The sequence below is a fragment of the Aquirhabdus parva genome (assembly GCF_003351745.1).
Classification (GTDB): Bacteria; Pseudomonadota; Gammaproteobacteria; order Pseudomonadales; family Moraxellaceae; genus Aquirhabdus; species Aquirhabdus parva.
Genome location: NZ_CP031222.1, coordinates 3055262 through 3067258 on the forward strand (window position 1 = coordinate 3055262; position 11997 = coordinate 3067258).

Here is an 11997-nt window from a genome sequence, read left to right on the forward strand (position 1 = left end):
CACTTTATTGACATGCAAAAAAATACCTGATGTTTCTTGGTCTATGCTATCAGGCTATTCTTATCGGATAATCCACTTTAACGCGCTGGGTTAGAGAGAAAGCCTGTCTCTACGACATAATCCAAGCTATTGGGTACGGCTGTCAGCTTCGCATTGGGCGTCCCTGCGGCGATAGCGCATTTATCTTTGCCCGCCTCTACTCGACTACCTGTGATTTTGGTCGCTGGATAGCTGACGTGATTGAAACCATAAATCGGTGACTGCACCAATAGCTTGGCATAGGGCACACAGACGCGCTGTGTCGGGTCTTTAGGACCCGCATTAAACGGGAAATACTCATCAAAAAACAGGCTGGAATTTTGCAGACCTTGGCGAGTGGTGGGGACAGTGAAACGTCCAATTTGCGTTTGCTGTTGGGTGGTGGTGTCTTTGATATAGCCCTCCCAGACTTGCAGGATATCGGTGGATTCAGCCGTATTGCGTTTCATGGTCAACAGGTAAGGCGTGCCCTTTTTCCAGTTATATTGGATTGAACATGAGGTGCCTGAACCACCGTCTGCTCCCGAGTGGCAATTCGGGGAAAGTGCGGCAGTTCCTGTGCCGAAGGTGCTAAAGATAACGAGATTTTTATTCGCCTGACGCGGTTGCAATCCCATGTAGATGGCGCTTTTGGCATCGCCAATAAAGTTGGCTTGCAGGGCAAAATAATAAGTACTGCCCGTGCTGGGTGCGGTATTGACTGTGACGGGCCACTGGATTTGGTCAAAGCCGCTGCTGCTGGGGCTTTGGGTCGTATAGTAAATTTGAGGATCGGCAAGCGCGACTGTGGAGATCAGCAGCGTGGTGAGCAAGAGGGGTTTTAGCATTGGTATCTCTGATCAGATGTCTTTGTGGATCAGGATATCGACTTAAGATTGATGGGGTATGAAGACGAGGTAATCGATTTGTGACTAATCTGGATAAGGTTGGTAGGTGCAGTGCCTCTTAAAGTAATGCTTTGTTAAACAGCCATTGACCTGTTGATCAATTTTAAGTGATGGAGAGAAGCCGCTGGCGTTTTTTTTGACAAAATAAGATGAATAACCGCATGATCAGGGGACCTGATGTTGGAATCACGCAATGCTTAGCACTTTCTTTTCACTTTTGTTTTATGTTTTTTTGATCACAACAACCTATCTACTCTTTCGACCGCATGGAATTCCAAGGCTTCGTATCATCATCTTCGGAATGCTTGCTCTGTGGATTCTATTGATGGGCAATGCCTATTTCCTTCACCCTCCTATTTAGAAAGACTAGACTTCATTTTGGAAAATTAATATGTCTAAATATGAATACCCCGCAGATTACGACTGTGTTTGGATTGCTTCAGATCGTGATGGATATATTGCGGCATTCATCACTGCTGGATCGGGGCCAATCCCAATAAATGCTTTCACCCCAGAACTCCAAGGTATCGAGCTAATCGAACAAGCAATCTTTCAATTACCTCAGGTCTCAGAAGCTAAACTTTTTGTTCAAGTGCCACGTCCAGACAGCTTTATTGCGCTCGCAACTCGCGGCTTCTATGTGTATGATTGGAGTGATATTCATAAGACAACCTCTGAATTAAACAGTGCTTACGAGTTAGCGGCAGCACCGACCAATCCTATTCAATGGAATACTCTACCCGAGCCACTTTCAGGACTGGTGAATCAAGTCAAATTCAGTGATGTAGCTTTTGTGAATCTTCTCAGCTTGGATGTCTATAGGCAGATCGAATGTCTAACTGCTTAAGGTTCCAATGATCAATCACTTTAAGTTCGGACATTCCATCACGATGAAAAACAACCTGCCTCTCCTGCTGATCAGTACCCTACTCCTTGGAAGCCTAGCGGGATGCGCAGGGTCAGGGGTCAATAGCAAACTGCCTCCGCCGACTGAAAATGCAGATGTGATCATATCCGCACCGCCAGCACCGGGCGCTCAAGATATGACGATTCATTCGGCTTTCTTAAAAAGAGATGCACTGGCACACAAAGACATCCAACAGGTGCTGATTGGAGTTTGCCGTGACTTTGCAAGTTTTTCACCGGATCAGAACTTTACACTGAGTGATGCCGATCAGGAACTCAACTCGATCCCTGCTTATCGCTATCAAGCACCGACCAAGAAGTATCCCCCACTACTCGCCGATGTGCAGCGCGGACGCTACTACCCACTGGATAAGGACTGGTGTAAGCAGGCCAGACGGGATAAAAAGAAAGGGCTGTGATGGTTACCACGAAAGTTGTAAAAGATGATGATGATCCATTCTACTATCATACATTGACTGCACGAGTACGCTTTGATCCCGAGTTCATAGGTCCGCAAATTGCGGCTTGGCAAGCCGAATATAGCCAAGGCAAAATCACTCGAACCTATGATCAATTCTTTGCACAAATCAACAATTACCCCAAACCAGACCGTCCTTCACACATGTGTCGTATTCAATCTGATTATCAAACATTTATAGATGGGTTTTATATTTGCACATTGATTATTGTAACTGGGTCCGATGAGAACTCTGAGATATTGACGGCAATCAGAGAGGCAAGGCACGCATATCTCTACCGTATTCCCAGAAGACCTTATATTGCAGAGTGCTTTTTGGAGGGGTGAATAAGAAGTAGATAGATGTTTAGCAAGCGTAAGGTGCAATAAGCTAAAGCGCATTGCACCAAACCTCAATCTAATTAATTTGAAAGCGTCATTTTCAATACCTGTGCCCCAGCGCCGCTCAAAATCATCGCTGGGATTGGCTCAGTTGAGGACACATCACCGCCACTCGTATAATACAAAGCTCCCTTGCTATCAGTTGTAAGTGTGCTTCCTAAAGTAATCCCTGATATAGGAAAGTTCGTGATGTTGCCTGATGTATCCAAACGATAGATGCCGCTGCTTTTTGAAGTGCCAACAAGCCTGACATAAATAGAAAAAATATTCCCAGCGGGATCAACCGCTATCTTGTATGAAAAACCAAAAGAGGGGTCAGATGGTAAAGTAATCGTACTCACTGTGCCGTCGGGCTTTATTTTTCTCAGTGCGGAATTGCCAGAATCAGCGACATAAAGATTATTCTGACCGTCAATTGCAACATCTGAAGGGCTATTAAACATTGCCGCTACACCCGCCCCATCGGCCAGACCCGCGGTACCACTCCCTGCAAATACAGACATTGATCCAGTCGGGTCAAACTTAACAATCCGATGATGAGTCGTATCTGCTATATAGAAATTACCAGCACTATCTAGCGCTAAACCTCCTGTTGTCAACGATGGAGGCGATGATGATGGAGGGGTAACTCCCCATTGCTTAAAAGCAATAGATTGTCCTGTAGCCGTTAATTCAAAGATATTGTTCGAATTAAAATACCCTCCAAGATTCGCTAAAGGTCCGAATCCTGGAATAATAAAACCTTGAGTCTGTAGGCTAACAAATACATTACCGCTCTTATCAATTGTAATTGAAGGGTTTAAATCTATATTTGTGACCTTAAAATCAGTCAGTGTCGTCACGACGCCTTCTGGTGTTATTTTCCTGACCTTACTCTGATTGGTTATAAATATATTGCCTGTTGCATCAACAGCCATTCCGTTTCCAACAATAAAAAAGGTTGCCGCGCTACCCACACCATCCAAGGATCCAGTACTCGTTGCCGAACCAGCAATAAACTGACTCGTCGCGTTTAGGGGGGCAACATTTACTACACCCGATGAAACTGTGTATGTCGCAGCACCTGTTGCACTGGATGGGACGTTTATTATCGAATTTAGAGGAACGATGGGCTTTGAATTAGAGCCATAAAGAAAAATGATGCTCCCACTTGGTGTTGTCACCGATGTGCCTTTCGGCACTAAATACTGCTCATTGGCAGCAAGGGTCGCATGACTTCCAGACGCCAATATTGTTGGCGTGATGGGCGTTGGCGTGACGGGCGCTGGCGTTACTGGTACTGGGGCAACTGGTGACGGTGCGATTGAAGCAGTATCGGAAGAACCACCACAAGCAGTGATCAATATTGATAATGTTAAAATGATAAGCTTTTGTTGAAAGTTCATTGATTGCGCCGATTTTTTCCCAAAAGAAAAAGATAACACGTTAGATAGGAGTGGGATAGCAAATTATTAAGCTGATATTAACTTGCCATTGACTAAAAAATGCGGATGTGATGGTTACACCATCACCTCCTCCCTCGCCAATTCAAACCCCTCATCGATCCACCCCATCACCCCACCAATCATCATCTTGACCGGATAGCCCAGACGCGCAAGACGGACTGCGCCGCGATGGGCACCGTTGCAATGCGGTCCAGCACAGTAGACGACAAACAGGGTCTCGCGTGGCCATTGCGCCATCTTAGCAGCGATGATTTTGCCATGTGGCAAGCTGATCGCTTGCGGCAAATGACCTTGGTTGTAGAGCTCATGACTGCGCACATCCAGCAGGACAAAATCCTGGGTGTCAGTAGTCAGGGCATGGTGCACATCCCAACAGTCAGTCTCAAAGCCAAAGGCGGCTTCAAAGTGGGCAAGGGCCACATCACTTGGGGCGGCTGGGATTAGGCTGACGGTTGAAGGCATGATGGGCTCCTTTTTTAAGATTTCAGTGAATGCTTAGCGGACTGCAGGGTTGATGTCTTTGATCGATGCGGCAAATGCGGCATGTGCCGTGGCATCCACAGGTTTATAGGTGACCGAAGTTGTTGCCGGATAATGCGCCAAGTCATTGCCACCCCGCCAGTTGTGCTGGGGGCGTATCGGTCTAGGCACAAAGCCACCGCCACAATTCGGGCAGACATTACCCAAGACCTGATCGACACAAGGGGCGCAAAAGGTGCACTCAAAAGAGCAAATGCGGGCATCGGCTGCGTCAGGGGGTAGTGCTTTATTGCAGTGTTCACAGCTGGGTCGCAGTTCGAGCATCTCATTCATCCAAGTGGCAGGGTGTGAGAGGATTTTGGCGGTTTGGTGGGGGAAATAAAATAGACGCTTATGACAACATTCGGTAAGATCACGCCATGTCTCATCTCGTCGCGATCCTTGCGTATGACCGACTCTGTACCTTTGAGTTTGGTTGCGCTGTTGAAGTCTTTGCCCTCAATCGATCTGAACTGGGGGTCGAGTGGTATCGTCATGTGATTTGTGGCATTGAGCCCTCGCCACTCTGGGCGATGGGCGGGATACAGGTGCAGGCGTCACATGGCCTTGAGGTGCTGCTTGATGCCGATACGATTGTGATCCCCGGTTGGCGAGATGCCCATGAAGTACCTCCCCAAGATTTACTCGATGCACTGCGGGCGGCACACTTACGTGGAGTGCGGATTTGCACGATCTGTTCAGGGGTGTTTGTCCTTGCCCATGCGGGGATATTGACAGGTAAGCGGGTGACGACGCATTGGCGCTATGCGGAAGCCTTAGCGGCGCAGTTTCCTGATCTGATTGTGGATGCCTCGGCACTGTATATCGATCAGGATTCGGTGATTACTTCGGCGGGCTCGGCGGCGGGGCTGGATATGTTGCTGCATATCGTGCGGCAGGATTATGGCGCGAAGGTGTCGAATCAGGTGGCACAGCGACTGGTGATGTCGCCGCATCGTGATGGCGGTCAGGCACAGTTTATCCCGCGTCCGATGCCCGTCAGCAAGATCAATGGCATTGCCAAACTGATGGACTGGTTGCTGGAGAATCTCGCCCTTCCCCACACTATCGAGTCGATGGCGCGGCAGGCGCATATCAGCAGTCGCACACTCCAGCGCCAGTTTAAAGACTCGACAGGTTTAAGCCCCATTGAGTGGTTGATTCAGGAGCGGATTGCTTTTGCCAAAGAGTTGCTCGAATCCAAAGCGCAATTGACGATTGATCAGGTGGCAGAGCTGGCAGGATTTGGTTCGACAGAATCCTTGAGACGACACTTTAGAATCCATGGCATCCCCACGCCGACGCGGTATCGCTATCAGTTTAAGCATGTGGGGTAAGTTTTCAATTTCAAATCACGTTAAATATAAGCTTCAAGAAAAAGGATGAAAGATGTCTAATTTGAGTAAATTGACTGTAATTCTACTCTCCATACTGACTTACTCATGCAGCGCTCTTGGTTATATGACTGTGAACGGAGACCTCACCCATGGTATCTTTTTTGGAGTCTCGACAAAAGGCGAAGAGCATCGCATAAAATCTGTGCATCTCTATGATATTAATGTGACGACTGTTGAACGAGGTTCCAATGGACTGGTTGATCCTTTATGGCGTCTGCATGGCGATGCTAAAGGTCTAAACCAAATTCAATACGGCGTAATTCCCTCTGGTTTTAAAGAAACTGCTCAAGCACTGCCGCTTCAAATCAATACAACGTATCGGGTAAGTGCAAGTGGTTCAGTAAGCTATGGTCTACGCGGTACTTACTCTTTTATGGCAGGGACCTGCTTTCACGTGAACGCCGATAGTAGCGTAGAAGAAAAACCGCATTGCTAAAGTTAACGCCCAAACCGCTCTATCAAAAAATCAATCATATGGCGTAGCTTCGCCGTGGGTCGTCGGTCCTGTGCATAGACCAGAGATACCGGCGATGGGATATATGACCAGTCAGGTAGTACCGGAACAAGGCGGCCTGCGTGGAGATCTTCAGTCAACAAGGTTTCTGGTTGCAGCACGATGCCTACACCGCCGATTGCAGCAATGCGCAAAGCATCGCCGCCATTGGCTTTAAATCTGCCCTGCACCGCCACCTTAAATCGCTCGCCATCTGGCCCGAGCAGGTGCCAAGAATCATGGTGCCGCCAATACGATAAGCCGAGACAGGAATGCTGCTGTAATTCTTCAGGATGCTTAGGCTGTCCATAGCGTTCGAGATAGGCAGGCGATGCCGCCAGTACGCGTCGATAGGAACATAGAGGCCGTGCAACTAAATTAGGATCATCCACCGTACCGATCACAATCCCCAGTTCATACCCCTCATGAATCAAATCAGGTTTGCCATTGCTGAGGGTCAGATCAACAGTCACTTCAGGATAGAGCGCCATGAATTCGGTGAGTACGGGCACAAGGCTATGAGAGCCAAAGCTGACGGGCGCCACGATGCGGAGTTGACCTCTAGGGGTAGCCTGTAACTCGGACGCGCTGGATTCTGCCAGTGCAACTTCCGCCAAGACTTGCTTGCAGCGCTCGTAATAGAGCGTGCCGACCTCGGTCAGATGCTGGCGTCTGGTGGTGCGATGTAAGAGTCGTGCACCCAAGCGCTCCTCTGCCATGCGGATGTGCTTGGCGACCATGGTCGCAGAGACTTCTGAGACTTCAGCGGCAGCACTAAAGCTGCCCAGCTCAACCACGCGTACAAACATCGCCATATTGGCCAGTTTATCCATCATTCCAAACCTACAGGTTTAAAGTCATCCAAATCCTAGCACATTTATCTTATTTTTATGCTGATCAATACTGGCCCCATCAACACTCTATCTCGGGGTGTTCTTTGAGGAGAAAGGCCATGCCTACCGTACATTTAGAAATGCTTCCGGGTCGTACCTTGGATCAAAAACGTGATTTTGTCCGTGAAGTCACCCGTGTCACTGTAGAAACACTGAACTGCCCACCTGAAAGCGTAGATGTCTTGATCACGGAATATGCCAAAGACGCTTGGGCCAAAGGCGGTACTTTGATTTCTGATAAGTAAGTAAATCGCTGAACCCTAGGAGAGATGCATGTGCATCTCTCTTTTTTCACAGACGCTCTCACACATCACCACAATCAGGAGTACTGACATGTCCAATCGTTTTTTAAATCAAGTCATCGTTGTCAGTGGCGGTTCCACAGGTATCGGTTTTTCCATCGCCAAGGCATTGCTGAGCGAAGGCGCTAAACGCGTCTATATCACCGGGAGATCGGCAAAGAGCCTTGACGCGGCGGCGGCTCAACTCGGTAGCAATGCAGTTGCAGTCGTCTCAGATGTATCAAGCCTAGCCGATCTGCAAAAGCTCAAACGCGAAATCGAAAACCGTGGAGATCATCTGGATGCCGTATTTGCCAATGCGGGAATCGCGGAGAAGAATACGTTAGGCGAGACGACCATCGATGACTATGCGAAGACCTTTGATATCAATGTTAAAGGGGTCTTTTTTAAGGTTCAAACGCTGCTGCCTTTACTTAAAGATGACGCATCCATCGTATTAACGGCATCGATTGTCGCCAATAAAGGCATGGAAAACTTAAGTCTGTACAGCGCCTCTAAGGCTGCCGTTCGTTCCTTTGCACGGACATGGGCCAATGATCTAAAATCACGTAAGATTCGGGTCAATACATTGAGTCCAGGATTTACACGTACGCCAATCATGGAAAATGGTCTGAAACTGGATGATGCGCAAATCGCCGCGCTAACCGAATATGCTGCAGGCGCTGTGCCGCTCGGCTTTGTCGCACATCCTGATGATATCGCTGGTGCAGCGCTGTTCTTGGCATCACACGATGCCCGTTATGTGAATGGCGTAGAGTTGACTGTGGATGGCGGATTTACGCAGATTTAAGGGGGTATCGGCTTAAGTTTTTTGATGAGGAAAAAGTACATGCTGTTGAAGATATTGGAATGAAAGCCTGTTGAGATAGGATAGCTTGCTTATCGACTATATTCACAATAAGAGCAGTGAAATTGACTCCAGAGGCATGATGATTTACGTCTCTATAGTCAAACATGGCCCCGTATTTCGTACTAGCATCGCTGCAAACCTCATGGTATGCGCTTTGTACCTAAAGAACCATAAAACTATCTTTTGGCAATCCATCCGCTCATCATCTCTGCATGACCTATGCAGCACGCCGATGACTTTCCCTTTACTCAACATCGAGGCAATTATGCAGATCAAAGAAAAATTCTTCACGAAAAAGAAACTGACGCAGTCAGCCACTCAATTTGCGATTAATCATCTTTATCCCTTGCTAGATAAGACGCCCGAGCAAGAGGGCAAGCCATTTATCCAGCCTTACCCAATGGTGCCGTATATCAATTCTAAGCAGATTGGTTGGACGCATTACGGCGTGATGATTCCTGATTTAGCCCCACCTCATCGCTTCTTTTCAATTATGTCGATTATCGGGATGCCTGGGGCTTTAGCTTTTGATACCGATCATGCTTTAGTCGGCAGTCCTCGCCGCAATGCGACGGTGGTGACGGGTACCGCAGCCACGCATCCCAACCTTTTCCGTGGATATTCCATTGATCGTGATTGCGATATGCGGGCGGATGGCAGCCTGATTCGCTTTGGGCAAGATCTCACGATTACCGGCAGCTATCCTGATTATCATGTCAGTGCGAACTATGCGGGTTTTGAGCTTGAGATTGATATTCACAATACCGACAAAGTGACTTGGTTTGTTAAGACCCCGATCTACGACCATTTGAGCTTACTCTCGACCTATACTGGATTTTTGACTTGGCAAGGGGAACGGCAAGCCATTTCGGGTCTATGTACCTTTGAGTATGCAGCGAGTGTCAGTCCTTATCTATTGCAGGATAAACCGCTAAATGATGCACTGAAAATTCCATTAGATTTCTTTACTTATCAGATCATCAATTTAGATCAAGATACACAGATCCTATTCAATCAGACGCAAATCAATGGCGTGACTGCCCTGAGTCAGGCTTTTCTACGCAGCATGGATAGTTACAATCAAACTTATAAAGCTGAATTTGAGGTCCAGACCTATCAGCCTGAGCTTGCGGTTGCACCGGATGGCGTACAGATGAAACTGCCCAAGACCTTTACGTGGCAGGTCTATGATCAGGATCGGATCATATTAACGATTCATGCTGAGGTGGATACGGCATTTACCTATGGTTTAGGCAGTGGTTATGTCGGTGGCTATGCCTATACTGGACAGCGTAATGGTGAAGCAATCTCAGGCCGAGGCTATATCGAATATATCGATCGACGCTAGGCCTTAGGCCTAGCCATGACTTTGTAAAGACACCATGGATGGGGTGACGCTGATCATCCTTTTGATGTTACCTTAAAGGCCGTAGTCCATCACGGCCAGATAGGTGAGATCATGAAAGAGCAATATGCGACGTGGTTCCCGCTCGGTAAGGATTTGCCTGAACTTGATTATGTCTCTATCGAGATTAATCAAGTCGGTGCCTTGAAGCTCTACTTGAAAAAAATCTACAACTCCCCATCGAGCCGCCTTAATCCCACCGATCGCGTGGTGATTGAGTTTGCACCGCGCCCGATTTCCTATCGGGTCGGTTCGGAAAGTTATCGACAAAGAACCTTGAGTGCATTGCCGGATGATTGCGGCGGCGGTAACTTTTTCTTCTCAACACATTCGTATTTCTTAAATGATTTCTATGAGGATGCTGGCGAGCGGCATAATCATCTGGGATTTGAGCATCTGTTGATTGTGACATCGGTCGAGGTTTTTGATTTTATTGTGAAGGAGCGCCCAACAGTTACGATTTTGAGTTTCCCTGAAGATTAGCGTTGAGCTTTCTTAATTTATAATTTTATATAAAACAGAAATTTATAAATATTTCATAAGAAATATTTCTTCCTTTGTCACACCACCCTGTCCTGAATCGTCAAGTTAGTATCCCCTTATCAGTTTTGAAGAAGGGCTAACTTACGGAGCAAGACCATGACCACCACCCTATCCATTGACCCCCTCAAAAACCACCCGACTGTGATTCAAGCACTCTACCAAGCGCACGTTAAGTTGGACGGTTTAAAGCTGATCGAGCGTAAGTTGCATCATCTGGTGGTGCTGCGTGCATCGCAAATCAATGGCTGCGCCTTTTGCGTAAAAATGCATATCAGCGAAGCCAAAGCAGATGGCGAGACGCAAGAGCGCTTGGACCGCTTGATTGTGTGGCGTCATTGCGATGACTATAGCGCGCAAGAAAAAGCCGCCTTTGCGTGGACCGAAGCACTGACTGTCGTGAATACTCAAGCGAACTTAGAGCCGCTGCGTCAGGAGTTGGTGAAATATTTTAGCGAAGAACAAATCTCTGCTTTAACGGTCACCATCGGATTGATTAACCTATGGAATCGACTGCAAATCTCACAGCACTGATGCAAACCAGAACATACCCCGAAAAACATCTCCAGTTGTTTGAAGAACGCCGATCCTTTTTGCTCGGCTTGTCATACCGCATCCTCGGCTCGTTTAGCGATGCCGAGGATGTGGTGCAGGATGTGTTTATAAAATGGTCCCAAGCTGCTATCGACCAACTCGATAACCCGCAAGCATGGCTGACCACGGTGTGTACGCGGCAGAGTATCGACCTGCTGCGTGCTGCGCATAAATCTCGTACTGAGTATATCGGCACGTGGTTGCCTGAGCCGTTTTATGAGTCGGCTGATGGTGCCCATCTCATCAGTGACGACTTGTCGGCGGAGCAGGAATCGGATGAGACCCTGTCTACAGCCTTTATGCTATTGCTTGAGCGGCTGTCGCCCAAAGAGCGTGCCGCTTACCTGCTCTATGAGATATTTGATCAACCGTATGCCGAGATCGCCCGTATCCTTGAGATATCGACGGTGTATTGCAGGCAGTTGATCGCGCGTGCACGGCAGCATGTCGCGGATGAGAAAAGCCAGATCACGACCCTCCCCTCGCATCGCCAGCAGGCTTTGCTTGCGGCGTTTCAGCATGCGGTGCAGACCGGTAATTTAGAGCAACTGTCACAACTGCTCACTGAGGATATCCAGTTACAAGCTGATGGCGGCGGTAAGGTGTCTGCGGTGGCGATGCTGGCTGGTAAAGAAGCGGTGCTGCGTTTCTTTGAGCGGTTGCTGTTTAGCAACTGGTCACAGCTCTCATGGCATGGCGATACGATTCATCACGGAGCGGGTTTTATCTGCACTGATCAACAGGATCAGGTGAATATGGCGTTGACCTTTGCATTTAGCGCATCAGGGCAGATTCGTAATCTGTATGTGGTACGCAATCCGGATAAGTTGAAAATGTCTTAAACAAGAATAAGACGCTTCAAGCGCAG

The 11997-nt window shown here is 47.9% G+C and carries 16 protein-coding genes; 11 read left to right on the top strand and 5 right to left on the bottom strand.

What is annotated here, in order from left to right:
* Window positions 1-77: 77 nt before the first annotated feature.
* Window positions 78-866 (bottom strand): DUF3472 domain-containing protein, encoded by a 789-nt coding sequence (locus tag HYN46_RS13760; RefSeq protein ID WP_114899913.1) that lies wholly within the window; start codon window positions 864-866, stop codon window positions 78-80.
* A gap of 451 nt (window positions 867-1317) precedes the next feature.
* Between HYN46_RS13760 and HYN46_RS13765 the strand changes: the two genes are divergently transcribed.
* The 3 genes from HYN46_RS13765 to HYN46_RS13775 are packed head-to-tail and all read left to right on the top strand — an operon-like array spanning window position 1318 to window position 2637.
* Complete coding sequence (locus HYN46_RS13765) at window positions 1318-1773, top strand: hypothetical protein (protein ID WP_114899914.1); 456 nt, start codon at window positions 1318-1320, stop codon at window positions 1771-1773.
* A gap of 43 nt (window positions 1774-1816) precedes the next feature.
* Window positions 1817-2251, top strand: a complete 435-nt coding sequence (locus HYN46_RS13770) for a hypothetical protein (protein WP_114899915.1) — start codon at window positions 1817-1819, stop codon at window positions 2249-2251.
* Window positions 2251-2637 carry a hypothetical protein gene (locus HYN46_RS13775; RefSeq protein WP_114899916.1) on the top strand — a complete coding sequence of 129 codons (387 nt, stop codon included), beginning with the start codon at window positions 2251-2253 and terminating at the stop codon, window positions 2635-2637. Before HYN46_RS13770 ends, HYN46_RS13775 begins: the two co-directional genes overlap by 1 nt.
* A gap of 74 nt (window positions 2638-2711) precedes the next feature.
* On the opposite strand, the gene HYN46_RS13780 is transcribed toward HYN46_RS13775, so the two are convergent.
* The 3 genes from HYN46_RS13780 to HYN46_RS13790 all read right to left on the bottom strand — a co-directional run bounded on the left by HYN46_RS13780 (window position 2712) and on the right by HYN46_RS13790 (window position 4940).
* Window positions 2712-4076: an NHL repeat-containing protein gene (locus HYN46_RS13780; RefSeq protein WP_114899917.1), complete on the bottom strand. Its 1365-nt coding sequence runs from the start codon at window positions 4074-4076 to the stop codon at window positions 2712-2714.
* A gap of 114 nt (window positions 4077-4190) precedes the next feature.
* Entirely contained in the window at window positions 4191-4598 is a 408-nt protein-coding gene (locus tag HYN46_RS13785; RefSeq protein ID WP_114899918.1) for a rhodanese-like domain-containing protein, read from the bottom strand.
* A 33-nt stretch (window positions 4599-4631) separates the two neighbouring features.
* Window positions 4632-4940, bottom strand: a complete 309-nt coding sequence (locus HYN46_RS13790) for a DUF1272 domain-containing protein (RefSeq protein WP_114899919.1) — start codon at window positions 4938-4940, stop codon at window positions 4632-4634.
* A gap of 95 nt (window positions 4941-5035) precedes the next feature.
* Between HYN46_RS13790 and ftrA the strand changes: the two genes are divergently transcribed.
* Window positions 5036-5992 (top strand): transcriptional regulator FtrA, encoded by a 957-nt coding sequence (gene ftrA, locus HYN46_RS13795; RefSeq protein ID WP_114899920.1) that lies wholly within the window; start codon window positions 5036-5038, stop codon window positions 5990-5992.
* 52 nt (window positions 5993-6044) lie between these two features.
* Window positions 6045-6488 (top strand): hypothetical protein, encoded by a 444-nt coding sequence (locus HYN46_RS13800; protein WP_114899921.1) that lies wholly within the window; start codon window positions 6045-6047, stop codon window positions 6486-6488.
* 2 nt (window positions 6489-6490) lie between these two features.
* On the opposite strand, the gene HYN46_RS13805 is transcribed toward HYN46_RS13800, so the two are convergent.
* Window positions 6491-7381, bottom strand: a complete 891-nt coding sequence (locus tag HYN46_RS13805) for a LysR substrate-binding domain-containing protein (protein WP_210009198.1) — start codon at window positions 7379-7381, stop codon at window positions 6491-6493.
* 116 nt (window positions 7382-7497) lie between these two features.
* Between HYN46_RS13805 and HYN46_RS13810 the strand changes: the two genes are divergently transcribed.
* The 6 genes from HYN46_RS13810 (at window position 7498) to sigJ (ending at window position 11971) form a co-directional block, all read left to right on the top strand.
* Window positions 7498-7683 carry a 4-oxalocrotonate tautomerase gene (locus HYN46_RS13810; protein ID WP_114899923.1) on the top strand — a complete coding sequence of 62 codons (186 nt, stop codon included), beginning with the start codon at window positions 7498-7500 and terminating at the stop codon, window positions 7681-7683.
* Between the two features lie 88 nt (window positions 7684-7771).
* Window positions 7772-8530 carry an SDR family NAD(P)-dependent oxidoreductase gene (locus tag HYN46_RS13815; RefSeq protein WP_114899924.1) on the top strand — a complete coding sequence of 253 codons (759 nt, stop codon included), beginning with the start codon at window positions 7772-7774 and terminating at the stop codon, window positions 8528-8530.
* A 292-nt stretch (window positions 8531-8822) separates the two neighbouring features.
* Complete coding sequence (locus HYN46_RS13820; RefSeq protein ID WP_228254816.1) at window positions 8823-9938, top strand: DUF6670 family protein; 1116 nt, start codon at window positions 8823-8825, stop codon at window positions 9936-9938.
* 111 nt (window positions 9939-10049) lie between these two features.
* Entirely contained in the window at window positions 10050-10478 is a 429-nt protein-coding gene (locus HYN46_RS13825; protein WP_114899926.1) for a hypothetical protein, read from the top strand.
* Between the two features lie 156 nt (window positions 10479-10634).
* Window positions 10635-11069 (top strand): carboxymuconolactone decarboxylase family protein, encoded by a 435-nt coding sequence (locus HYN46_RS13830; RefSeq protein WP_114899927.1) that lies wholly within the window; start codon window positions 10635-10637, stop codon window positions 11067-11069.
* Window positions 11039-11971: an RNA polymerase sigma factor SigJ gene (gene sigJ / locus HYN46_RS13835; protein ID WP_228254817.1), complete on the top strand. Its 933-nt coding sequence runs from the start codon at window positions 11039-11041 to the stop codon at window positions 11969-11971. The genes HYN46_RS13830 and sigJ overlap by 31 nt, the downstream gene beginning before the upstream one ends.
* Window positions 11972-11997 lie beyond the last annotated feature (26 nt).

Excerpts from the sequence above, each read along its gene's own strand:
- HYN46_RS13760 (WP_114899913.1), bottom strand. The coding sequence starts at position 866 with ATGCTAAAACCCCTCTTGCTCACCACGCTGCTGATCTCCACAGTCGCG.
- HYN46_RS13765 (WP_114899914.1), top strand. The coding sequence starts at position 1,318 with ATGTCTAAATATGAATACCCCGCAGATTACGACTGTGTTTGGATTGCT.
- HYN46_RS13770 (WP_114899915.1), top strand. The coding sequence starts at position 1,817 with ATGAAAAACAACCTGCCTCTCCTGCTGATCAGTACCCTACTCCTTGGA.
- HYN46_RS13775 (WP_114899916.1), top strand. The coding sequence starts at position 2,251 with ATGGTTACCACGAAAGTTGTAAAAGATGATGATGATCCATTCTACTAT.
- HYN46_RS13780 (WP_114899917.1), bottom strand. The coding sequence starts at position 4,076 with ATGAACTTTCAACAAAAGCTTATCATTTTAACATTATCAATATTGATC.
- HYN46_RS13785 (WP_114899918.1), bottom strand. The coding sequence starts at position 4,598 with ATGCCTTCAACCGTCAGCCTAATCCCAGCCGCCCCAAGTGATGTGGCC.
- HYN46_RS13790 (WP_114899919.1), bottom strand. The coding sequence starts at position 4,940 with ATGCTCGAACTGCGACCCAGCTGTGAACACTGCAATAAAGCACTACCC.
- ftrA (WP_114899920.1), top strand. The coding sequence starts at position 5,036 with ATGTCTCATCTCGTCGCGATCCTTGCGTATGACCGACTCTGTACCTTT.
- HYN46_RS13800 (WP_114899921.1), top strand. The coding sequence starts at position 6,045 with ATGTCTAATTTGAGTAAATTGACTGTAATTCTACTCTCCATACTGACT.
- HYN46_RS13805 (WP_210009198.1), bottom strand. The coding sequence starts at position 7,381 with ATGATGGATAAACTGGCCAATATGGCGATGTTTGTACGCGTGGTTGAG.
- HYN46_RS13810 (WP_114899923.1), top strand. The coding sequence starts at position 7,498 with ATGCCTACCGTACATTTAGAAATGCTTCCGGGTCGTACCTTGGATCAA.
- HYN46_RS13815 (WP_114899924.1), top strand. The coding sequence starts at position 7,772 with ATGTCCAATCGTTTTTTAAATCAAGTCATCGTTGTCAGTGGCGGTTCC.
- HYN46_RS13820 (WP_228254816.1), top strand. The coding sequence starts at position 8,823 with ATGACTTTCCCTTTACTCAACATCGAGGCAATTATGCAGATCAAAGAA.
- HYN46_RS13825 (WP_114899926.1), top strand. The coding sequence starts at position 10,050 with ATGAAAGAGCAATATGCGACGTGGTTCCCGCTCGGTAAGGATTTGCCT.
- HYN46_RS13830 (WP_114899927.1), top strand. The coding sequence starts at position 10,635 with ATGACCACCACCCTATCCATTGACCCCCTCAAAAACCACCCGACTGTG.
- sigJ (WP_228254817.1), top strand. The coding sequence starts at position 11,039 with ATGGAATCGACTGCAAATCTCACAGCACTGATGCAAACCAGAACATAC.